16 protein-coding genes, 21 tRNA genes and 1 rRNA gene are annotated in these 22,301 nt (G+C 39.4%); 35 read left to right on the top strand and 3 right to left on the bottom strand.

Annotated elements, in window-relative coordinates; genetic code table 11:
• Nucleotides 1-120: 120 nt before the first annotated feature.
• The 27 genes from rrf (at nucleotide 121) to QNH17_RS23790 (ending at nucleotide 10,648) form a co-directional block, all read left to right on the top strand.
• A 5S ribosomal RNA gene (gene rrf, locus QNH17_RS23920) occupies nucleotides 121-237 on the top strand.
• Nucleotides 238-246: 9 nt separating this feature from the next.
• A tRNA-Val gene (locus QNH17_RS23915) sits at nucleotides 247-322 on the top strand.
• 30 nt (nucleotides 323-352) lie between these two features.
• Nucleotides 353-425, top strand: a tRNA-Thr gene (locus tag QNH17_RS23910).
• 10 nt (nucleotides 426-435) lie between these two features.
• Nucleotides 436-511: transfer RNA gene (locus QNH17_RS23905), tRNA-Lys, on the top strand.
• A gap of 13 nt (nucleotides 512-524) precedes the next feature.
• Nucleotides 525-609 (top strand) — tRNA-Leu (locus QNH17_RS23900).
• 37 nt (nucleotides 610-646) lie between these two features.
• Nucleotides 647-718: transfer RNA gene (locus tag QNH17_RS23895), tRNA-Gly, on the top strand.
• 10 nt (nucleotides 719-728) lie between these two features.
• Nucleotides 729-817 (top strand) — tRNA-Leu (locus QNH17_RS23890).
• 22 nt (nucleotides 818-839) lie between these two features.
• Nucleotides 840-913: transfer RNA gene (locus tag QNH17_RS23885), tRNA-Arg, on the top strand.
• A 6-nt stretch (nucleotides 914-919) separates the two neighbouring features.
• Nucleotides 920-996: transfer RNA gene (locus QNH17_RS23880), tRNA-Pro, on the top strand.
• Nucleotides 997-1,013: 17 nt separating this feature from the next.
• Nucleotides 1,014-1,089: transfer RNA gene (locus QNH17_RS23875), tRNA-Ala, on the top strand.
• Nucleotides 1,090-1,110: 21 nt separating this feature from the next.
• Nucleotides 1,111-1,187: transfer RNA gene (locus QNH17_RS23870), tRNA-Met, on the top strand.
• A gap of 23 nt (nucleotides 1,188-1,210) precedes the next feature.
• Nucleotides 1,211-1,287, top strand: a tRNA-Ile gene (locus tag QNH17_RS23865).
• 19 nt (nucleotides 1,288-1,306) lie between these two features.
• Nucleotides 1,307-1,399 (top strand) — tRNA-Ser (locus tag QNH17_RS23860).
• 22 nt (nucleotides 1,400-1,421) lie between these two features.
• Nucleotides 1,422-1,495: transfer RNA gene (locus tag QNH17_RS23855), tRNA-Met, on the top strand.
• A gap of 2 nt (nucleotides 1,496-1,497) precedes the next feature.
• A tRNA-Asp gene (locus QNH17_RS23850) sits at nucleotides 1,498-1,574 on the top strand.
• Between the two features lie 6 nt (nucleotides 1,575-1,580).
• Nucleotides 1,581-1,656, top strand: a tRNA-Phe gene (locus tag QNH17_RS23845).
• A gap of 27 nt (nucleotides 1,657-1,683) precedes the next feature.
• Nucleotides 1,684-1,759 (top strand) — tRNA-His (locus QNH17_RS23840).
• Between the two features lie 16 nt (nucleotides 1,760-1,775).
• Nucleotides 1,776-1,849: transfer RNA gene (locus QNH17_RS23835), tRNA-Gly, on the top strand.
• A 4-nt stretch (nucleotides 1,850-1,853) separates the two neighbouring features.
• Nucleotides 1,854-1,930 (top strand) — tRNA-Ile (locus QNH17_RS23830).
• A gap of 6 nt (nucleotides 1,931-1,936) precedes the next feature.
• Nucleotides 1,937-2,011 (top strand) — tRNA-Asn (locus QNH17_RS23825).
• 3 nt (nucleotides 2,012-2,014) lie between these two features.
• Nucleotides 2,015-2,105, top strand: a tRNA-Ser gene (locus tag QNH17_RS23820).
• Between the two features lie 8 nt (nucleotides 2,106-2,113).
• Nucleotides 2,114-2,185, top strand: a tRNA-Glu gene (locus QNH17_RS23815).
• Nucleotides 2,186-2,723: 538 nt separating this feature from the next.
• Nucleotides 2,724-4,667 (top strand): 1,4-alpha-glucan branching protein GlgB, encoded by a 1,944-nt coding sequence (glgB, locus tag QNH17_RS23810; RefSeq protein ID WP_283875557.1) that lies wholly within the window; start codon nucleotides 2,724-2,726, stop codon nucleotides 4,665-4,667.
• Nucleotides 4,615-5,760: a glucose-1-phosphate adenylyltransferase gene (locus QNH17_RS23805; RefSeq protein WP_283875556.1), complete on the top strand. Its 1,146-nt coding sequence runs from the start codon at nucleotides 4,615-4,617 to the stop codon at nucleotides 5,758-5,760. The genes glgB and QNH17_RS23805 overlap by 53 nt, the downstream gene beginning before the upstream one ends.
• A gap of 22 nt (nucleotides 5,761-5,782) precedes the next feature.
• Nucleotides 5,783-6,814, top strand: a complete 1,032-nt coding sequence (locus tag QNH17_RS23800) for a GlgC family sugar phosphate nucleotidyltransferase (RefSeq protein WP_283875555.1) — start codon at nucleotides 5,783-5,785, stop codon at nucleotides 6,812-6,814.
• Nucleotides 6,811-8,262 (top strand): glycogen synthase GlgA, encoded by a 1,452-nt coding sequence (glgA, locus tag QNH17_RS23795; RefSeq protein WP_283875553.1) that lies wholly within the window; start codon nucleotides 6,811-6,813, stop codon nucleotides 8,260-8,262. Before QNH17_RS23800 ends, glgA begins: the two co-directional genes overlap by 4 nt.
• Nucleotides 8,252-10,648, top strand: a complete 2,397-nt coding sequence (locus tag QNH17_RS23790; RefSeq protein WP_283875552.1) for a glycogen/starch/alpha-glucan phosphorylase — start codon at nucleotides 8,252-8,254, stop codon at nucleotides 10,646-10,648. The genes glgA and QNH17_RS23790 overlap by 11 nt, the downstream gene beginning before the upstream one ends.
• A 31-nt stretch (nucleotides 10,649-10,679) precedes the next feature.
• Here QNH17_RS23790 and QNH17_RS23785 read toward each other — a convergent pair whose 3' ends face one another.
• Nucleotides 10,680-11,615 carry a 1,4-dihydroxy-2-naphthoate polyprenyltransferase gene (locus QNH17_RS23785; RefSeq protein WP_283875551.1) on the bottom strand — a complete coding sequence of 312 codons (936 nt, stop codon included), beginning with the start codon at nucleotides 11,613-11,615 and terminating at the stop codon, nucleotides 10,680-10,682.
• 364 nt (nucleotides 11,616-11,979) lie between these two features.
• On the opposite strand from QNH17_RS23785, the gene QNH17_RS23780 reads away from it, so the two are divergent.
• The 6 genes from QNH17_RS23780 to menC all read left to right on the top strand — a co-directional run bounded on the left by QNH17_RS23780 (nucleotide 11,980) and on the right by menC (nucleotide 19,660).
• Nucleotides 11,980-13,383, top strand: coding sequence for an isochorismate synthase (locus QNH17_RS23780; protein ID WP_283875549.1), 1,404 nt, complete (start codon nucleotides 11,980-11,982; stop codon nucleotides 13,381-13,383).
• Between the two features lies 1 nt (nucleotide 13,384).
• Nucleotides 13,385-15,133 carry a 2-succinyl-5-enolpyruvyl-6-hydroxy-3-cyclohexene-1-carboxylic-acid synthase gene (gene menD, locus QNH17_RS23775; protein ID WP_283875547.1) on the top strand — a complete coding sequence of 583 codons (1,749 nt, stop codon included), beginning with the start codon at nucleotides 13,385-13,387 and terminating at the stop codon, nucleotides 15,131-15,133.
• Entirely contained in the window at nucleotides 15,134-15,952 is an 819-nt protein-coding gene (menH, locus tag QNH17_RS23770; RefSeq protein ID WP_283875546.1) for a 2-succinyl-6-hydroxy-2,4-cyclohexadiene-1-carboxylate synthase, read from the top strand. It begins immediately after the preceding gene.
• A gap of 14 nt (nucleotides 15,953-15,966) precedes the next feature.
• Nucleotides 15,967-16,785 carry a 1,4-dihydroxy-2-naphthoyl-CoA synthase gene (gene menB, locus QNH17_RS23765; protein WP_026563222.1) on the top strand — a complete coding sequence of 273 codons (819 nt, stop codon included), beginning with the start codon at nucleotides 15,967-15,969 and terminating at the stop codon, nucleotides 16,783-16,785.
• A gap of 273 nt (nucleotides 16,786-17,058) precedes the next feature.
• Entirely contained in the window at nucleotides 17,059-18,558 is a 1,500-nt protein-coding gene (locus tag QNH17_RS23760) for an o-succinylbenzoate--CoA ligase (RefSeq protein WP_283875545.1), read from the top strand.
• The gene (gene menC, locus QNH17_RS23755; protein ID WP_283879581.1) at nucleotides 18,554-19,660 is read left to right on the top strand and encodes an o-succinylbenzoate synthase; all 1,107 of its coding nucleotides are present in this window, start codon (nucleotides 18,554-18,556) and stop codon (nucleotides 19,658-19,660) included. Before QNH17_RS23760 ends, menC begins: the two co-directional genes overlap by 5 nt.
• Before the next feature lie 59 nt (nucleotides 19,661-19,719).
• Here menC and QNH17_RS23750 read toward each other — a convergent pair whose 3' ends face one another.
• Nucleotides 19,720-20,667, bottom strand: coding sequence for a metal ABC transporter solute-binding protein, Zn/Mn family (locus QNH17_RS23750; RefSeq protein WP_283875544.1), 948 nt, complete (start codon nucleotides 20,665-20,667; stop codon nucleotides 19,720-19,722).
• A 211-nt stretch (nucleotides 20,668-20,878) separates the two neighbouring features.
• Here QNH17_RS23750 and QNH17_RS23745 point away from each other — a divergent pair, with 211 nt between their 5' ends.
• Nucleotides 20,879-21,451, top strand: a complete 573-nt coding sequence (locus QNH17_RS23745) for a beta-class carbonic anhydrase (RefSeq protein WP_283875543.1) — start codon at nucleotides 20,879-20,881, stop codon at nucleotides 21,449-21,451.
• Here the strand turns inward: QNH17_RS23745 and yidD are convergent.
• On the bottom strand, nucleotides 21,448-21,675 hold the full coding sequence (yidD, locus tag QNH17_RS23740; RefSeq protein ID WP_283875542.1) for a membrane protein insertion efficiency factor YidD: 228 nt from the start codon (nucleotides 21,673-21,675) through the stop codon (nucleotides 21,448-21,450). The two genes, QNH17_RS23745 and yidD, sit on opposite strands and share 4 nt — an antisense overlap.
• 140 nt (nucleotides 21,676-21,815) lie before the next feature.
• Here yidD and QNH17_RS23735 point away from each other — a divergent pair, with 140 nt between their 5' ends.
• A complete protein-coding gene (locus QNH17_RS23735) occupies nucleotides 21,816-22,289 on the top strand; it encodes an S-ribosylhomocysteine lyase (RefSeq protein ID WP_026563228.1) in 474 nt (157 codons plus the stop codon).
• Nucleotides 22,290-22,301: the final 12 nt, after the last annotated feature.

Below are 22,301 nucleotides of genomic sequence, written 5' to 3'. Positions count from 1 at the left end.
AGGTGAATTCGAGTTTACCACTTCTTCTGCATTATCTAGTTTTGAGGGAATGAAAAAAATAAATTTTCCTCTTGAAAAATATGAAAAAAACATTATAATAAAATAGTGTCGAATATATGGTCTGGCAATTATGGCGAGAAGGTCACACCCGTTCCCATACCGAACACGGAAGTTAAGCTTCTCAGCGCCGATGGTAGTTGGGACACGCGTCCCTGTGAGAGTAGGACGTTGCCAGGCTGTAATTACGGAGGATTAGCTCAGCTGGGAGAGCATCTGCCTTACAAGCAGAGGGTCGGCGGTTCGATCCCGTCATCCTCCACCATATTTACTTTAATACTTTTCCATACTACTTGCCGGGGTAGCTCAATTGGTAGAGCAACTGACTTGTAATCAGTAGGTTGGGGGTTCAAGTCCTCTCGCCGGCACCTTATGTATGAGCCATTAGCTCAGTTGGTAGAGCATCTGACTTTTAATCAGAGGGTCGAAGGTTCGAGTCCTTCATGGCTCACCATTTAAATGAATATGCGGGTGTGGCGGAATTGGCAGACGCACCAGACTTAGGATCTGGCGCCGCAAGGCGTGGGGGTTCGACTCCCTTCACCCGCACCAAAGTATTTTGCGATAGCAAAATAACTTCCCATGATATGCGGAAGTAGTTCAGTGGTAGAACACCACCTTGCCAAGGTGGGGGTCGCGGGTTCGAATCCCGTCTTCCGCTCTCTACTAATGCCGGGGTGGCGGAACTGGCAGACGCACAGGACTTAAAATCCTGCGGTAGGTGACTACCGTACCGGTTCGATTCCGGTCCTCGGCACCATTTAAATTTATTAAATTCATATGCGCCCTTAGCTCAGCTGGATAGAGTGTTTGACTACGAATCAAAAGGTCGGGAGTTCGAATCTCTCAGGGCGCACTTTTACGGGAAGTAGCTCAGCTTGGTAGAGCACTTGGTTTGGGACCAAGGGGTCGCAGGTTCGAATCCTGTCTTCCCGACCATGCTTCTTATAATAAATGGGGTCTTAGCTCAGCTGGGAGAGCGCCTGCTTTGCACGCAGGAGGTCAGGGGTTCGATCCCCCTAGACTCCACCAATAATTTTAAAATAATAGTTTGGCGGTGTAGCTCAGCTGGCTAGAGCGTACGGTTCATACCCGTAAGGTCGGGGGTTCGATCCCCTCCGCCGCTACCAAAAATTCATTGATTTTCTAACTTGGACCTTTAGCTCAGCTGGTTAGAGCAGACGGCTCATAACCGTCCGGTCGTAGGTTCGAGTCCTACAAGGTCCACCATTAGTTTCATCATTTATTTGGAGGAATACCCAAGTTTGGCTGAAGGGATCGGTCTTGAAAACCGACAGGCGGGTCATACCGCGCGGGGGTTCGAATCCCTCTTCCTCCTCCATATGTATCACCTATATTATTGTCGCGGGGTGGAGCAGTCTGGTAGCTCGTCGGGCTCATAACCCGAAGGTCGCAGGTTCAAATCCTGTCCCCGCAATTGGTCTGGTAGTTCAGTTGGTTAGAATGCCTGCCTGTCACGCAGGAGGTCGCGGGTTCGAGTCCCGTCCAGACCGCCATATGATGGCTCAGTAGCTCAGTCGGTAGAGCAAAGGACTGAAAATCCTTGTGTCGGCGGTTCGATTCCGTCCTGAGCCACCATTTTTGCTTTAAATCTATATTGTTATGGCGATTGTGGCGAAGTGGTTAACGCATCGGATTGTGGTTCCGACATTCGTGGGTTCGATTCCCATCAGTCGCCCCATAATAAAATATAATATGCGGGTGTAGTTTAGTGGTAAAACCTCAGCCTTCCAAGCTGATGTTGTGAGTTCGATTCTCATCACCCGCTCCAATATGGGCCTATAGCTCAGCTGGTTAGAGCGCACGCCTGATAAGCGTGAGGTCGATGGTTCGAGTCCATTTAGGCCCACCATATTATTCCGCAGTAGCTCAGTGGTAGAGCTATCGGCTGTTAACCGATCGGTCGTAGGTTCGAGTCCTACCTGCGGAGCCAAACGGGGAAGTACTCAAGTGGCTGAAGAGGCGCCCCTGCTAAGGGTGTAGGTCGGGTGACCGGCGCGAGGGTTCAAATCCCTCCTTCTCCGCCATATCTTATGGCCCCTTGGTCAAGCGGTTAAGACACCTCCCTTTCACGGAGGTAACACGGGTTCGAGTCCCGTAGGGGTCATAGAAAACTGATAACATATTTGTTATCAGTTTTTTTATGTTTGAATTGGATCGATTTTAGTCAATATTTAACTTGGCTGCTAAACATCTATCGATACCATGAAATTTCTACTTCAGCTAGAAAATCTCCTCCTTAATTCCTGACATTATAACCGCTTAGATTTTTAAACCACACACCAGTGAACAGAAAACATCCCATTAAGAAGTGTTATATCGATATAATACTTTCGCTCTTACTTTTTTTTGAAAATCTACTGGCAACGCTTACATTTCCGCATTTTAGGCTTATTTTGAATTATATAGAAAATAACATTTTTGGGCCTAGAAAGTTATAAAAGACAAAAATTTTTTATAATTTTTTGACGATTCATGATAGATATATTGAAGAATGGTGTCGAAATATGACGAATATTAGTTTTTCATGGCGTACTGTATCGATTATTGTCAGAAAAGATAAAAAAGTTTTATGAGGAATATTGATAAAATACACTTATAATTGGTTTTTGAAATACATATTTTCATTGAGGATGAGGAGAGCCATGACAGTGAATACGTTTTTTCCGACTGATTATCAGTTGCATTTATTTCATGAAGGAAATTTTTTTCAAAGTCATCAGCTTTTTGGCGCTCATATCTTTAAGAATTCCGATAAAATATATACACGATTTTGCGTATGGGCCCCTAATGCTTCGGAAGTTAGGCTTACGGGGGATTTTAATAACTGGAATGGTGAAGGGTATGAATTGCAAAGGGTAAACGATGAAGGAGTATGGATTCTGATTGTAAACAGGGATCTAACAGGAAAGCTTTATAAGTATGAAATTTTCTCACAAACAGGTGAAAGGTTGTTAAAGTCAGATCCATTTGCTTTTTATTCTGAATTAAGACCCAATACAGCTTCGATTGTTTATTCGTTAGAAAATTATAAGTGGCAGGACAATCAATGGATGACTCGAAGAGGAAAAAAGCCCCTTCTTTCAGAGCCAGCCGTGATTTATGAAGTGCATCTAGGGTCTTGGAAAAAGAAAGAAGATGGGGAGTACCTAACCTATTTAGAACTGGCAGCAGAACTTATTCCATATGTATTGGAACATGGTTTTACCCATATTGAGATATTACCGCTTGTTGAGCACCCGCTGGATGCATCTTGGGGCTATCAAGGAATTGGTTACTTTTCGGTAACATCCAGGTATGGGACACCGGATGAATTTAGAGAATTTGTTGATCAAATGCATCAACATGGTATTGGAGTCATTCTTGATTGGGTTCCTGGTCATTATTGCAAGGATGCGCATGGACTTTACCGTTTCGATGGGACACACATTTATTCCTATTCAACCGAAAGTGATCGAGAAAATGCTGTATGGGGAACAGCAAACTTTGATCTTGGAAAAGGTGAGGTACAAAGTTTCCTTATCTCTAATGCCATATTTTGGATTGATTATTTCCATATTGATGGTTTTCGGATGGATGCAGTAGCAAATATCATATACTGGCCAAACGCAACTAATGAAAGACGAGAAAATCCATTTGGCATTGATTTCTTGAAAAAATTAAATAATCAAGTTCATGAGCATGATCCAAATTTTGTAATGATTGGGGAGGACTCAACCGAATATCCAAATGTTACAACCCCAGTTAGTTACGGTGGACTTGGCTTTGATTATAAATGGAATATGGGCTGGATGAATGACATGTTGGAGTACATGGAAACACCACCGTTTCTTCGGTCTCATGTTCACTCCAAGGTAACGTTTTCATTTTTATATGCCTTTTTAGAGAACTTTATGCTTCCGTTTTCTCACGATGAAGTGGTTCACGGGAAAAAGTCATTATTGGATAAGATGCCAGGTGATTATTGGGAAAAATTTGCACAGCTAAGGCTTTTGTTAGGTTATATGTTTGCCCATCCAGGAAAAAAACTCCTGTTTATGGGATTTGAATTAGGACAGTTTGCTGAATGGAAGGATAAAGAGCAGCTTGATTGGAACTTATTGGACTATGAAATGCACCAAAAATTAAATGCTTATGTTAAGTTCCTAACGAAAGTTTATAAACGATCAAAAGCTCTCTACGAACTTGATTATTTACAAGACGGATTCCAATGGATAGATGCAAATAACAGTGAACAATCTATTTTTTCATTTATAAGAAAAGGGAAAAAGGAAGATGAAACTTTAGTTGTTATTTGTAATTTTACAGGCGTTAGTTATCCTGTCTATACAATTGGGGTTCCTAAAAGTGGTGAATACCGCGAAATTTTCAATAGTGATCATGAAGAATACGGCGGAGCTGGATTGGTTAATAAAAAAACAATTATTGCAGCAGAAGAGCCATACCATGGCCTGCCGCATTCAATCAATCTAACAATTCCTGCGTTTGGATTTCAAATTATCAGACCGGTTAAAAAGCGAAAGGAGCGAAAAGGTAATGGCAAAGAAAAAGTGCGTAGCCATGTTATTAGCAGGAGGAAAAGGGAGTAGGCTTAATTCGCTGACAAAGGAGCTAGCGAAACCTGCTGTTCCTTTTGGAGGGAAATATCGAATTATTGATTTTCCATTAAGCAATTGTGCTAATTCTAACATTGATACAGTTGGGGTTTTAACACAATACCAACCATTATTATTAAATTCTTATATTGGGATTGGCAGTGCCTGGGACCTTGATCGAAAGGATGGAGGCGTAACTGTACTCCCTCCATATGCCGAATCTTCTGAAGTAAAGTGGTATACTGGCACGGCCAGTGCCATTTATCAAAACCTAAATTATCTTAAACAATACCAGCCAGATTATGTGTTAATTCTCTCAGGTGACCATATCTACAAAATGAACTATGAGAATATGCTAGAGTACCATATTGAAAAAAGAGCGGATGTTACGATTTCCTTGATAGAAGTTCCATGGAATGAAGCCAGCCGTTTTGGGATCATGGATACGGATGAGGATTTAAGAATTACCGATTTTGATGAAAAGCCAGACAATCCGAAGAATAATCTTGCTTCAATGGGCATTTATATATTTAGCTGGAATATACTTAAAGAATATCTAGAAATGGACGAACGAAATCCTGATTCAAGTCATGATTTTGGTAAAGATGTAATCCCGATGCTTTTAGAGGAAAATAAGAAGTTATTTGCCTATCCGTTTAAAGGATATTGGAAAGATGTGGGTACAGTTAAAAGCCTTTGGGAAGCTAACATGGATTTGTTAAGTGAAGATTGCGATTTAGATTTATTTGATCACGGTTGGAGGATTTATTCTGTCAATCCAAACCAGCCGCCGCAATATATTTCTTCAGATGCAATTGTAAAAGAGTCACTTATTAATGAAGGGTGTACGATTGAAGGAGAAGTTGACAAATCTGTTCTCTTTCAAGGTGTGACGGTCGGTAAAGGAACAATTATTAAAGAGTCTGTCATCATGCCTGATGCGATCATTGGCAGTAATTGTTTGATTGAGAAAGCGATAGTTCAAGAAGATGTAAAGGTTCCAGATGGGACCGTTATTCGCTCGTTTGATGATGAGATTATTTTAGTTACTAATGAAATGTTAAGCGGGCTTTATCCTGCTTTTTAATAAAATCCAGGAGGGACTTTGATTGAAAAGAGAGCTTTTAGGTGTAATTGACGCCACAACATATCATGACGATTTAGAGGATTTATTAACGCATCGCTCACTCGCTGCTCTGCCTTTTGCAGGGCGTTACCGGATTATTGATTTTGTCTTATCCAATATGGTGAATTCAGGTATTCGTAGTGTGGCTATATTTCCAAAAATGCAATACCGTTCACTTATGGATCATTTGGGTTCAGGTAAGAATTGGGATTTAAACAGAAAAAGGGATGGTCTTTTCTTTTTCCCTTCTCCAATCGTTGATTTTGATGGAAATAAAATCGGCTCGTTTGAAAATTTTGCAGCAAATTTAGACTTCTTTTATCGCAGTACTCAAGAGTATGCAATCATTACTAATTGTAATACCGTGTTCAACATGAACTTTAGACCAATCCTAGATTGGCATAGTCGTTCTGGCTGTGACATCACCGAAATCCATCACAAAGATGGCGGTTCAATGGAGATGTATTTAATTAAAACATCTCTCCTAATTAAGTTAATTGAAACACGAAATGAAACAGGGTATACATGTATGAATGATGTGGTTAATGACCTTCAGAATCTTTACTCTGTTTGTCACTATGAATATGACGGTTATGCCGTGATGATAGATTCAATTGAAAACTATTTTTCTACTAGCATGAATTTATTACAGTCCGAAGTATGGCAACAGCTATTTCCAAAGGATCAGCCAATCTTTACTAAGGTTAAGGATGAACCACCAACGAAGCATGTAAAGGGGTCTGAAGTAAGAAATTCAATGATTGCCAATGGCTGTGTAATCAATGGATCGGTAGAAAATAGTATTATTTCCCGAGGAGTAAAGATTGGCAAAGGTGCTGTTATTAAGAACTGCATCATCATGCAAAAGTGCCAAATTGAAGAGAACTGTTATCTTGATTCCGTAATTTTAGACAAAGACGTTAAAGTGGAGGCCGGAACGCATTTGTCTGGCACAGCACAATCACCATTTGTGATTCGTAAAGGGACCCAACAAGGAGCGTTGATGAACTCGTGAAAGTACTATTTGCAGTTTCGGAATGTGGACCATTTGCAAAATCGGGAGGATTAGCCGATGTTGCAGGTTCCCTTCCAAAAGAATTAAAGAGTTTAGGAACTGATGTTAGAGTCATTCTTCCAAAATACGGAACCATTGCAGATGAATTTAAGAGTGAAATGAAACAGGTGAAGGAGTTCACCGTTTCTGTAGGCTGGAGAAATCAATTTTGTGGAATAGAGGAACTTACCTATCAAGGAGTAACCTTCTATTTTGTCGATAATGAATATTATTTCAAACGAGAAGGTTTATATGGATATTTTGATGATGGGGAAAGATTTGCTTATTTTAATAGAGCAGTTTTAGAAACAATCGCGGAGCTTAATTTTTACCCCGATGTGCTGCATTGTCATGATTGGCATACGGCAATGATTCCTTTCCTTTTACGGACAGAATATCATAAACGAAAAGGATATGGTCACATACGAACGGTGTTTACCATTCACAACCTGCAATTCCAAGGGATTTTTCCGAAAGAGGTATTAGGAGATTTGTTAGGAATGGATTATAATTCTTTTCATTCCGGTCACTTAGAGTTTTTCGGAAATATTAATTATATGAAGGGTGCACTTGTCGCAGCGGACAAAATTACGACAGTAAGCCCAACCTATAAAGAGGAAATTCAAACACCTGCTTATGGTGAAAAATTAGATGGTTTATTAAGAGCAAGAAAAGAGGATCTGATTGGAATTCTAAACGGGATTGATGAAGATTTCTATAATCCTGCTAAAGATCCATTAATTTTTCAAACTTATACGGTTAATCATCATCAGAAAAAGGCAATAAATAAAAGTGAGATTCAAGATCACTTTGGATTGCCTCAGTCGTCACGTACACCTTTATTAGTGATGATTACACGACTGACAAGGCAAAAAGGCCTTGATTTAGTTAAGTGTGTACTTCGTGAAATTTTGCAAGAGGACGTCCAGGTAATTGTCTTGGGTACAGGGGATTATGAATACGAAGAACATTTAAGACAGGCGGCGCGGATCTATCCCGAAAAATTAAAAGTTCATACAGGTTTCAATGAAGGGCTTGCCCATAAACTTTATGCAGCTGCGGATTTGTTTTTAATGCCTTCCCAATTTGAACCTTGCGGGCTTGGACAATTGATCGCAATGAAATATGGAGCTATCCCGATTGTTAGGGAAACAGGCGGTTTAAATGATACAATAAACTCTTGGAACGAATTCACAGGAAAAGGAAACGGATTTTCCTTCTCCAATTTTAATGCCCACGATATGCTCTATACGATTAAACGAGCTCTAAGTGTTTACCATGATTCAAAATCGTGGAACTCCATTGTAAAACAAGCAATGGAAATGGATTATAGCTGGGCACAGTCAGCGTATAGCTATAATCAATTATATGCAGAGATCGTTGCAAGGAGTGAAACACATGTTTTCTAATGCGGTCGAATTTAAAGAAACCTTTCTAAAAAGGATTGAGATGGTATGTGGAAAGAGTTTCGCAGATAGCTCAGCCAGAGACCATTATCAAACACTTGGTACGATGATTAGTGAATTTGTTAGTGGTGATTGGATTACTACAAACGAGAAACATCTAGCTGCAAAGGGAAAGCAGGTTTATTATCTCTCCATTGAATATTTATTGGGGAAATTACTTAGACAAAATCTAATCAATCTCGGTGTGGAAGAAACCGTTCAAGTTGGTTTGAAGGAATTAGGTATAGATTTAGGTGAACTAGAGGAATTTGAGGCAGATGCAGGCTTAGGAAATGGCGGCTTAGGAAGATTAGCCGCCTGTTTTCTAGATTCATTAGCTTCACTAAGTCTACCTGGCCATGGCCATGGAATTCGTTATAAACATGGTTTATTTGAACAAAAGATTGTTGATGGCTATCAAGTCGAATTACCGGAGCAATGGTTAAAAAACGGTAATGTCTGGGAAATACGTAAAACTGACAGTTCTATTAAAATTCCTTTTTGGGGTAAAGTAGAAGCGAAGATGGAAAATGGCCGTCTTGTTTTCCATCATCTAAATACTGAAACGGTTACGGCTGTGCCTCACGATATGCCTGTCATTGGGTATCAATCAAAAACAATTAATACATTAAGACTCTGGAATGCCGAACCATCCCAATATCCCTTACATAAGGATATCTTAAAATATAAGCGGGAAACGGAAATGATCTCGGAGTTTTTATATCCTGATGATACCCATGATGAAGGAAAGATTTTACGATTGAAACAGCAATACTTTTTAGTATCTGCCAGTATACAATCTATTTTAAAGACCTATCGAAAGCAGCACAGCAGCTTGAAACAACTTCATGAACATATCTGTATTCATATCAATGATACGCACCCCGTATTAGCCATTCCAGAACTAATGAGGATTCTGCTTGATGAAGAAGGCTATGATTGGGAACAGGCATGGAATATTACCAAACAAACCATTTCCTATACGAATCATACGACATTGTCTGAGGCTTTAGAGAAGTGGCCGATACATATTTTCCAACCGTTGCTTCCCAGGATTTATATGATTGTAGAAGAAATCAATGAAAGATTTTGCAAGGATTTGTGGGAACAAACTCCCGGGGACTGGGATCGGATTAGGGAACTCGCCATTCTAGCCGACAATTATGTGAAAATGGCTCATTTAGCCATTGTTGGAAGTTTTAGTGTTAATGGTGTGGCAAAACTGCATACAGAAATTTTAAAGAAGCGTGAGATGAATCAATTTTATCAACTGTTTCCTGAGAAATTTAACAATAAGACAAATGGAATTGCCTATCGGCGCTGGCTGTTAAAAGCAAATCCAAAGTTATCTTCATTCATTACAGAAACAATCGGTTCCGATTGGACCTATCAAGCAACAGAACTTTCCCAATTGCTTAATTATCAAAATGATCCTTCGTTTTTGGAACAACTGTTAAAAATAAAAAATGAAAACAAACAAACACTTGCGAAAGTTATTCTCGAGAAAACGGGAACTGCGGTGGATACTAATGCTATTTTTGATGTGCAAGTAAAGCGCCTGCATGCGTATAAGCGGCAGCTTTTAAATGTTTTACATATTATGCATCTGTATAATCGACTCAAAGAAGATTCAAGTTACCCTGTTGTTCCTAGAGTGTTTATTTTTGGTGCAAAAGCATCGCCAGGCTATTACTATGCGAAGAAAATCATCAAATTAATAAATTCTGTTGCGGAAAAGGTAAACAATGACCCAGTAATCGGCGATAAAATGAAAGTGATCTTTCTAGAAAATTATCGTGTTTCGCTTGCGGAAAAAATCTTCCCTGCAGCAGATGTGAGTGAACAAATCTCTACTGCAAGTAAGGAAGCCTCCGGGACAGGAAATATGAAATTTATGATAAATGGAGCATTAACGGTAGGAACACTAGATGGTGCCAATATTGAAATTCGGGAATTAGTCGGTAATGACAATATATTCACGTTTGGATTAACGGCTGATGAGGTTCTAAACTACTATCAGTACGGCGGCTATCAATCCGATGAATATTACCACCATGATTATCGGATTCGTCAAGCAGTAGATCAACTTGTTAACGGATTTTTTCCTGGGGCTAATAATGAATTTGAACCAATATTTGATTCGCTCCTTCAGGAAAATGATCAATATTTTGTCTTAAAGGATTTTGCATCCTATGCGGAAATACAGCGTTCAATTGGTGAAACATTTACTGATCGATTACGTTGGCAGCAAATGAGTTTGAGAAATATTGCCCAAGCAGGTTACTTTTCAAGCGACCGCACCATTAAGGAATACGCTGATGATATATGGGGGATTAAGCCTATGCATTAAAAAAAGCTTCTGCCATCGCAGAAGCCTTTTTTTATAGATAATGCCCAATAAATATTCCAATCGCTAATAAAAATCCAAATATAGTATTTGTTTGTGCAGTAGCTTTCATAGCTGGTGCCATTTTAATTGGAATCGTGTTGTTAATAAAGCCTTTAGTTGCCTTAATAGCCTTTGGCGCACTAAGGATCACAAGTGCTGTCCAAACTGGCAAAATACCCAAAATGATAAGTCCCAAGACCCAAAGAAATGAAAAAGTGAACATCCCTGTTAATAAGTAAATGGCACGTTTTTTCCCTAATAGAATGGCCACTGTTTTACGCCCGTTTTCTTTGTCGCCATCAAGGTCCCGGATGTTATTTGATAACATAATCATTCCAACCAATATCATACTTGGAACAGAGACGAGAATACTCGTGGTGCTGACTGTTCCAGTTTGAATAAAGAAAGAGATTAAAATAATCAGCATTCCCATAAAGAAACCGGAAAGTATTTCACCAAATGGTGTATAAGCAATCGGAAAAGGACCTCCAGTGTAAAAATACCCCACGGCCATACATATTAACCCCACAGCTGCTAACCACCAGCTGCTATTGGCACAAATATAGATCCCTAATAATAAGGCAATTCCATAAAAGACAAATGCTAGATTTAGGACTGTTTTTGGCTTTATTCCGTCACGGACAATGGTGCCACCAATTCCAACGGATTGAGCAGTATCCAGCCCGCGCTTGAAATCGAAATATTCATTAAACATATTGGTTGCAGCTTGAATCAATAAACTTGCTATAAGCATAGCAAAAAATAGACCAAAATGAATGTTCCCATGTTTAAGTGATAGGGCGGTACCAAGCAGAACAGGTACGAATGCAGCAGTTAATGTATGAGGACGGGTCATTTGCCACCATACTTGAAAGCCGCGGTTTGATTCAACTACAGGTTCAGAATTCTTCTGTATAGTTGGTTGCATATTCTTCTCTCCCTTTTTTAGTTTCTTTCTCTATATAAAAGGTTAGGTTCGATGTAAAAATGGGCCGTGCCCAAAACTAAGTGTATGTAATTCAAGGAATAGTGTCAATTAATTTTTCCTATCAAATCTAGAAGATTATACCTGTTTGATTATTATTGAATGGTTGGTGGGAAAATGATAAAAATGAAAAAATCAATGATCGAGCTGATTTTATCAATTAGGTGAAATCTTAAGATATAATAGGGAATGGAGCAGGTTTGCTAGTGACAAGTATTACTGACTTCTTTACAATGAAGGTAGTATGCTAAAAATTGCTTTAATATGAATGGATAACAGTCATTTCGGCTGTTTTGGAGGGATTTGTTTGATTACCATTCAAGAATTGGAAATAATGGAACGAGGTCTTTTGGCTGTCAAACGCGCAAAAGAACTAGGCCGGCCCATTTTAATTAGTGAAGTTCATAAAATGGACACGATAAACCCACTATCATTTTTTAATATAGGAAAAGAACAATTCCGCGGTGAACGATTCTTTTGGAAAGACCCAACGGATGAAACTGTACTTATTGGACTCGGGATTTCTAAACAAATTCAGTCGGATCAGGCTTCTGACCGCTTTTTTCATGTTGAAAAAGAATGGGAAAAATTTTTAAGGGATAGCCTTATTTTTAATCCATATACCGAAATGGGTGTAGGGCCAGTCATGTTCGGCGGCTTTTCGTTTGACCCTTACAAAGAAAAAACCGACCTTTGGTCGGAGTACGCAAATTCTTTGTTCCATCTGCCGAAATATTTATTGAGTATTATTGATGGTCAAACGTTTTTAACAACAAATACAGTTTGTACTCCTCAAGAGGATCCTTACTTATTTAAAAAAGTAAGCGAAGAGAGAAATGAAATTTTAAATGCTCTCCATCAATATGACCCCAAAAAGTCGGCTGCTGCACTTCAGGAAATGAAAGAGATTGGACCTGAGATGTGGAAGAAAACTGTTGATGGAGTTGTGAAGGAATTAACAGATGGTCGCCTAAAAAAGGTTGTGCTTGCTCGTGAATTGAGGCTTGTGTTTGACGACCAAGTTATGGCAGAGGACGTCCTAAATAATTTGTATATGCAGCAGCATGAAAGCTTTATTTTTGCATTTGAATCAAATGGTGATTGTTTTATTGGCGCCTCCCCTGAAAGACTAGTGAAAAAGCAAGGAAATGAAGTGTACTCAACGTGTCTTGCTGGTTCCATCTCACGAGGCAAAACAGAAGAGGAAGACATAAAATTGGGTCAGATGTTATTAAATGACCAAAAAAACCTGAAAGAGCATGGTTTTGTGGTGGAAATGATAAAAGAAGCTCTGGAAGAATCATGCCAAGAAATTATTTTGCCTAAAAAGCCACAGTTAATGAAGATAAGAGATATTCAGCATTTGTATACCCCTGTGGTCGGAAAATGTCATAAAGATGCTTCACTGATGCTATTGGTCGAAAGACTGCACCCAACACCAGCCTTGGGTGGACTTCCGAAGGAGGAAGCAGTTGTTAAGATTAGAGAAGTAGAACAACTGGATCGTGGTTTCTACGCTGCTCCATTAGGCTGGATGGATTATAGGAAAAATGGTGAATTTGCTGTTTCCATTCGCTCTGGACTCATTCAGGGGGAAGAAGTTTCGTTGTTTGCAGGATGTGGAGTAGTGGCAGATTCTGACTCAGAAAGTGAATATTTGGAGACAAGTTTGAAATTTAAACCCATGCTCCGAGCTCTTGGAGGAAATTGATATGGATCATCAAGAATCATTAACAGCCTATATAGCAGCTATTGTTTCAGAACTTATCTTCACGGGAGTAACCGATGTGGTTGTCAGCCCTGGTTCTCGGTCCACTCCAATGGCGATGATTATGGCAGAGCATCCGGATCTTAATGTTCATATACATGTGGATGAACGGTCAGCTGCTTTTTTTGCTTTAGGAATAGCCAAGTCTTTAAATAAGCCAGTTGCAATCCTTTGTACTTCAGGTACGGCCGCAGCGAATTATTTCCCTGCAATTGTTGAAGCGCGGTATGCACGTGTACCTCTGATTGTGTTAACGGCAGATCGGCCGCATGAGCTCAGAGAAGTAGGTGCACCACAAGCAATCGATCAAATCCATTTATATGGGAAACATGTAAAATGGTTTTCTGAAATGGCTTTACCTGAAAAAAGTGATGAAATCATTCGTTATGCTCGAACTATTTGTGCACGAGCGGTAGCCATTGCAAAAAGTGCGCCTTCTGGTCCTGTCCATTTGAATTTTCCTTTTAGGGAACCATTAGTACCTAAGCTGGACGATGAACTCTTCCAGCTTCGTGAACGTCCGAACGGCTATGTGAAAGTTCATACTGGTGACTTAACAATGGCGGAGGAACAATTTAAAGAAATTGCCGGAAAACTGTCAAAAACAAATAGAGGAATTATTGTTTGTGGAAATATTGTCGATGATATTTTTCCTGAAGCTGTAACACGGCTAGCTGAGAAACTTAATTTCCCGATTATTGCTGACCCCTTGTCACAGTTAAGAAGTGGGCAGCATAGCCTTGAGAATATCATTGAAGCCTATGATACCTTTTTAAGAAACGACGATGCAAAAGCCTTTTTAAAGCCGGATGTTATTCTTAGATTTGGAGCAATGCCCATTTCTAAAGCATTAACAATTTTTATAAAAGAAAATGGAGACGTAGAACAATATGTAATTGATGGCGGCGGTGGCTGGCGTGATCCAGCATCATTATCAACAAATATGATTTTCTGTAATGAAACGTTATTCTGCGAGAAACTAGAAACATATACAGTTGAGAAATCTTCTGCCGATTTTCTAACAGCTTGGAAAAGAGTTAACCAACTATCAAAAGATACAATGATATCGCTTAGCGATATAACAGATTTAAGTGAAGGCAAGCTGTTCTATCAATTAGCGGAAATGCTCCCTGAAGGAGCTGCATTATTTGTAGGAAATAGTATGCCAATCCGCGACCTAGATAGCTTTTTCCTTAGCAATCATAAAACAATTAAACTAATGGCAAATAGGGGGGCAAATGGGATCGACGGTACTGTTTCTACGGCTCTGGGTGCTGCATTAAACACATCTTCCATGTACCTTGTCCTAGGTGATTTAACCTTTTTCCATGACTTGAATGGGCTGATTGCAGCAAAACTGTACAATATAAATATTAATATTATACTAATCAACAATAATGGTGGCGGAATCTTCTCCTTCCTCCCGCAATCTGAGCATCCGAAAAACTTTGAACTTTTGTTCGGCACTCCGATCGGAATTGATTTTGAGCATGCTGTTAAAATGTTTAATGGTAATTACATAAAGATTGAGGATTGGGATCATTTTGGAGCAGAAATGAGGAAATCCATCAATTCGACTGGGATAAATGTATACGAAATAGTGACAAACAGAGAGAGGAATCGTGACGAACACCGCGAATTCTGGGGTTATGTTTCCCAGGAAATATCAAACTTTGTCAAAGGTGAACAATAAATGTATATCGTTATCGATGAGAGTCGTTACTATGTCGAAGTTTGTGGTGACGGCCTTGTTCCGCTTGTTTTGCTTCATGGTTTTACGGGGGACTCTACCACTTGGGCTCCATTTCATGAAAGCTGGGGAAAGTCAACAAAGTTGATTATCCCTGATATTATTGGACATGGAAAAACAGAGTCTCCCGAAGCACTAAATCGATATCAAATGGATGCCGCTGCTTCTGATTTAAACACGATCCTTGTTCAAATGGGGATTGAGCAAGTAGATCTTCTTGGTTACTCCATGGGTGGTAGACTTGCATTAACCTTTGCCCTTTTGTATCCAGGGCGAGTCCGAAAATTGATACTTGAAAGTTCTTCTCCGGGTCTGGCGATGGAGTCCGAAAAACAACATCGCCGTATGAAAGATGCCGAACTTGCTAACTTTATACAAGAACAGGGAATCATAGCGTTTGTGGATTATTGGGAAGAAATTCCCCTTTTTTCCACCATGAAGCGCCTCCCATGGGAAACTCAGAAAAAGATTAGGAAACAGCGTTTGAAAAATTCGCCCATTGGTTTAACCAACAGTTTGCTAGGGATGGGAACGGGTTCCCAATACTCTTGGTGGGGTAGATTAAGTGAACTAACTTGTGAAGTTTTATTGTTAACAGGTGCAGAGGATCATAAGTTTTGTGCGATTGCAAGACAGATGATGAAGGAGATGAAAAATAGCTCCTGGGTAGTGATTGATGGCTGTGGTCATGCAATTCATGTGGAAGAACCTGAAAAGTTTGGTACAATAGTAAGTGACTTTTTGTCGAATGTAAATAAATAAAGGAGGAGATTATATTGACAGTAGAATGGATTGCAGGACGCAAATATGAAGAAATCTTATATGAAACATCCAATGGTATTGCTAAGATTACCATTAACCGTCCACATGTACATAATGCATTTACACCGAGAACAGTTTCTGAATTGATTGATGCATTCGCGTATGCACGCGATGATGCAAGTATTGGGGTTATTGTCTTAACCGGTGCAGGAGATAAAGCATTTTGTTCAGGTGGAGACCAAAGTGTACGCGGCCATGGAGGATATGTTGGGGAGGATCAGATTCCACGTCTAAATGTCCTTGACCTTCAACGCCTGATCCGTGTGATTCCAAAACCTGTTATCGCGATGGTAAAAGGATACGCGATAGGGGGCGGCCATGTTCTTCACGTTGTTTGTGACTTAACGATTGCGGCTGATAACGCGGTGTTTGGGCAAACTGGACCAAAGGTAGGAAGTTTTGATGCAGGCTATGGCTCTGGTTATCTTGCAAGAATCATTGGTCATAAAAAAGCTCGTGAAATTTGGTACTTATGCCGTCAATATAATGCCCAGGAAGCACTTGATATGGGCTTAGTTAATACGGTTGTTCCACTTGAAAAAGTAGAAGAAGAAACGATTCAGTGGTGTAATGAAATTCTTGAGAAAAGTCCTACAGCCTTGCGCTTCTTGAAAGCAGCAATGAATGCAGATACAGACGGCTTAGCAGGACTGCAACAATTTGCTGGGGATGCAACCCTGCTTTACTATACAACAGATGAAGCTAAAGAAGGACGCGATTCCTTTAAAGAAAAACGTAAGCCTGACTTTGGGAAATTCCCACGTTTTCCTTGATCGTTTTAGTAAACGATAATTTAAGTTTTTGAACGAAGATAACTGTCTAGCTCCAGCGCCCAGCTGCTAGTGGACCTCGCTCTTTTCCTTTCGATAAGTCAAGCACGAATGCGCTCACACTCTCCGTGTTTCCTTTATCTTAGTCAAAGTGCTCCAGTCCATACGCAGCTAAACGGGCGCTTGCGCTTTTCTATGCAGCTTGATGGTTTCCATCAAGCTGTTTTTAATCGAAATGGGTCTTTAAGCTAGATAGATTAAGAAAGGTGAACCATTATGCAGAATGAAATGATGCCTAATTTTTTGAAGAAAAGAGCGTTTTTAACTCCTAAACGACCTGCGATTTATTTTCAAGAAGAAGTAGTAACCTTTGAAGAACTTTACCGACTTTCTTACCAGGTTGCAGGGAATCTACAAGGAGTTGGTTTTCAAAAAGACCAATATGTGGGTGTTTTATTAAAAAACAATATTGATACAGTTGTTATATTATTTGCCCTTCAGTTATTAGGAGTTAGATCCGTGATATTGAATAATCGCCTCTCTCCATCAGAACTTTCCTGGCAGCTTAATGATTCAAAGGCAGTTTCATTAATCCTTGATGCTTCTTTTTTTGAAACAAAATCCATCATAATGGAAAGAATTCCATCGCTAAAAATTTTAACAAAAGACGATGTATTTTCCTGTGCCACGCACGTGCCGAATATCATTGAAGAAATATCGCTTTCCGATATATGCACCATTATGTATACATCAGGAACCACAGGTAATCCCAAAGGGGTAATTCAAACCTATGGAAATCACTGGTGGAGTTCCGTTGGTTCAGCCTTAAATTTAGGCTTTATGGAAGGGGATTGCTGGCTCTGTAATGTGCCATTGTTCCATATTAGCGGCTATTCCATTCTCATGCGCAGTGTCATTTATGGCATGCCAATTGTTCTTCATGACCATTTTGATGTGGAAAGGATAATTGCTGATATCAATGACAAGAGGGTGACGATTATGTCTGTTGTTGGAACCACCTTGACAAGAATCGTTGAAGCTCTTCAAGAACGGCGCCTTCCAAAACAATTCCGCTGTATGCTACTTGGAGGTGGACCCGCACCATTACCATTACTTCAAGCATGTGTCGAAAAAGATATCCCTGTATTCCAAACTTATGGCATGACCGAATCTTCTTCACAAATAGTTACCCTTGCACCTGAATACAGTTTGACAAGGCTGGGCTCTGCAGGCAAACCTTTGTTCCCCTCACAAATCCAAATCGTAACTGAGGATGGTAATGTGGCGCTACCGGATATTCCGGGTGAAATTGTCATTAAAGGCCCCAATGTTACTCCAGGCTATTTATTTCGACCGGAAGTTTCAAAAGAAAAGTTTAGGAATGGTTGGTTTTATACCGGTGATATTGGGTACCAGGACGAAGAGGGATTCTTATATGTCCTCGACCGGCGTTCAGACTTAATCATTTCAGGGGGAGAAAATATTTACCCCGCAGAAATAGAAGCTGCCTTATTGTCACACCCTGATGTGAGTGAGGCAGGTGTGACACATGCAGAGGATGCGGAGTGGGGGCAGATACCAATAGCCTTTATTGTGACAAGAAACGGAGCTAACCTTTCGGGAGAAGAACTTAAACAATTTTGCCAACAGAAATTAGCCAAATATAAAGTGCCAAAAGCATTTTATTTTACGAAGGAACTGCCCAGAAATGCCTCGAAAAAACTGCTACGACGGGAACTCCGTGAGTGGATAAAGGAGGGCATCACCATTGATTAAGTTAAACTCCATCGAGATAAATGTCATTGAAATGCCATTAAAGGACCCATTTCTGACCCATTTAGGGACGGTAGAGGTGCGTGAGGGAATTATCATTAAAATAAATAATTCAGATGGTGTTTCAGGATTCGGTGAGGGTGTTGCTTTTTCGACTCCATGGTATACAGAAGAAACAGTTAAAACAAGTTTACATATGATCACTGATTTTCTCATACCACTTCTTCAAAAAAATCCAGTCGATCATCCTCGGCAGGTGTCGCAGCTTTTTAGTTCGGTACGAAGGAACAATATGGCTAAAGCTGCTTTAGAAACGGCTTTATGGGATTTATATTCAAAATGTCATTCACAGCCATTGTCAAAAGCCCTTGGAGGCATATATTCGGCAGTTGCAGCAGGTGTGGTGGTGGCGACAGATTCTACTACAAACGCACTCAGGCAGATTGATCAATATCTTCAGGAAGGGTATCAGAGAATTAAAGTGAAAATTAGTCCAAAACTAGACTATTCCCTACTGTCTGAAATCCGCCGTGTTTATCCAGACCTTGCAATCATGGCTGATGCGAATTCTGCCTATACATTAGCTGATATGGATCGAATTAAAGCTCTCGATGAGTTCAATTTAATGATGATTGAGCAGCCGCTCAGCGTTGATGATATTCTTGAACACGCGTTACTTCAAAAGGAAATCAATACGCCCATTTGTTTAGATGAAAGTATTAACAGTTTTGATGATGCACGAAAAGCAATCGAGTTCGGAAGTTGCAAAGTGATTAATATTAAGGTGGGCAGGGTCGGAGGTTTGAATGAAGCGAAACGTATTCATGATTATTGCTATGAAAAGGGGATACCCGTCTGGTGTGGAGGGATGATTGAATTCGGTATTTCCAGGGCCCATAATATTTCACTTGCTTCTTTACCAGGCTTTTCAATCCCAGGGGATATTTCTTCTTCCAATCGCTTTTGGGAAGAGGATATCATAACTCCAGAGGTAAAAGTTCAAAACGGTTCTGTTGCCGTACCAAAGAGTCCTGGGATCGGCTTTGAAATTAACGAGAAAAGACTACAGGAAGTTTTGCAATGGAAAGAAACCATTGTTTTTTAGAAGTAAAAGATGGTAATAAAAAATGAACCAGTTATAGACTGGTTCATTTTCTCATCTATTTAATTGTTTAAAGCTGTTTTTAATGATTCAAGATTTTGATTCATTAATGTAAAGTAAGTTTCATTATTTTTAATATTTTCTTTCGATAAAATAGCAAGGTTGTGAATTGGTAATGCTTTAGCCCCAATTTCTTTTTGAACGATTTTTCCAAGTTTCGATTGGACATTTTGTTCGAATAGCATATAGTGTAATCCTTCATCTTCAGCAATTGTAATGATTTTTTCTAACTCCTTTTGGGTAGGTTCATTGGCAGTCGAAAGTCCTGATATACTAATTTGTTCAATTCCATATCGTTTTTCCCAATAACCAAACGCTGCATGTGTAACGATGATCTTTTTATGCTTTGCCTTTGTAATTGTCTGTTCATAATTGGTATTAAGTTCATCTAATTTAAGGGCAATTTGTTGGAAATTTTTATTGAATAAATCTTTGTGCTCCGGCATCTGTTTAATTAGTGCATCACGGATGACAGCTGCCATTTCCTTAGAATAAATAGGGTCAAGCCATACATGTGGGTTAACATCTGTATGTGTGTCTGTGTCATGGTGCTCTTCTTCTTCATCATGTGTATCCGTCGATTTTGGGAGATTAATGTCCTCTGCGGTAGGTACTAGTTTGACATGTTCATTTTTCAATGTTTCTTTTGATTTTTCTACAAACCCTTCAAGCCCAAGCCCGATGTAGAAAAATAAGTCCGAATCAGCTAGCCTCATCATATCCTTTTGGGAAGGTTCAAATGTATGTTCATCTGCCCCAGGTGGATAGATCGTGTTAACATTTACATATTTTCCACCGATTTGCGAAGTAAAGTATTGAAGTGGAAATACAGTGGTATAAATGGTTAATTGGTCCTTCTTTTTTTGGTCTTGTTCTTTACCATTTGAACACGCAGACATCAGCAGACTTAATGGTAATAGAATAGATAAGATAAGGATGATTTTTTTCATAGGAACTCCTTCATATGTTTATAAATCGGATTTATTACGATTTATTATCGAAAATTTTTTTGAATTCTGAAAAATAATAACTACATAATACGGAACGATTCCGATTACCATTAGTATCTTACAAAAAATTTTCTTCAAAAGCAAGTATAAAATTTTGTTTCTTCATCAAATATTATGTATGCTTAGATAGAAAAAAGGAAGGGTGGTTAACTTGAATAATTCAAAATTGCTGAATGAGATTCTAGACTTTAATGAAAAATTTGTGGAAGACCATGAGTATGAAAAGTATGAAACAACCAAATACCCGAATAAACGAATGGTCATTCTAACATGTATGGATACAAGGCTGCTCGAACTATTACCCAAAGCATTGAACTTGGGAAATGGTGATGCAAAAATAATCAAAGATGCTGGTGCCTTAATCTCACACCCATTTGGCAGTGTGATGAGAAGTATATTGATTGCACTTTATCAATTAAAGGCTCAAGAGGTTTTGGTGATTGCTCATTATGATTGCGGGATGAGCGGTATGAAGGCAGAACCAGTAATTGAAAACATGAAAGAGCGGGGAATATCGGAGGAAACGATCGATACGCTTACATATTCGGGGATTAATATAAAAGAATGGCTGCATGGGTTTGACAATGTAACCGAAAGCGTAGAACACAGCGTAGGAATTATAAAAAATCATCCGTTAATGCCGAAGGATGTTCCTGTCCATGGCTTAGTCATTGACCCTAAGACAGGAAAACTGGATCTTATTGTGGATGGTTATAAGAATTAATGTGAATCCTTTTCGGGAACTGGATCTAACCCTCCCGGATGAAACGGATGACATTTTGATATCCTTTTAAGCGTAAGCCAGCCGCCTCTTAAGGCACCAAACCGTTGAATAGCTTCTACCCCATAATGAGAACATGTCGGATAAAACCGGCAGGTGGGTGGTTTTAATGGTGAGATAGCAACTTGATAAAAACGAATAATTGCAAGGAAAAATTTTTTTACCATTCGGATCACTCCTTTATGACAATTATCTACAACATACCATAAATTAATAGTAACGTCTAAATTGTTAAATAAATGTAAGTGGATGAAAAAACTCGGAATTTATTGTATGATACTAGTAGATAAAAAAAGGAGTGATTTCGATGCCTTCAGTTGAAAGCTTTGATTTAGATCATAACGCTGTTAAAGCCCCTTATGTGAGACATTGTGGTGTTCACAAAGTTGGTAGTGACGGTGTTGTTAATAAATATGATATTCGTTTTTGTCAGCCAAATAAACAAGCAATGAAACCAGATGTGATTCATACATTAGAGCATTTGCTTGCTTTTAATCTTCGTAAGCATTCTGAGAAGTATGACCACTTCGATATTATCGATATTTCACCAATGGGCTGTCAAACTGGTTATTATCTAGTTGTTAGCGGCGAACCTACAGTGGAAGAAATTATTGATCTTATGGAAGATACAATGAAAGATGCCCTTGAAATTATTGAAATTCCTGCTGCTAATGAAAGACAATGCGGTCAAGCAAAACTGCATGATCTGGAAGGAGCGAAGCGTTTAATGCGTTTCTGGCTCGAGCAAAGCAAAGAAGACCTCAAGCAGGTTTTTGCATGATTATTTTAAAAA

Origin of the sequence: Neobacillus sp. SuZ13, assembly GCF_030123365.1 — a bacterium.
Classification (GTDB): Bacteria; Bacillota; Bacilli; order Bacillales; family Cytobacillaceae; genus Neobacillus.
The sequence above is the reverse complement of the archived record's forward strand: the minus strand, read 5'-3'. Positions and strand labels throughout refer to the sequence as shown.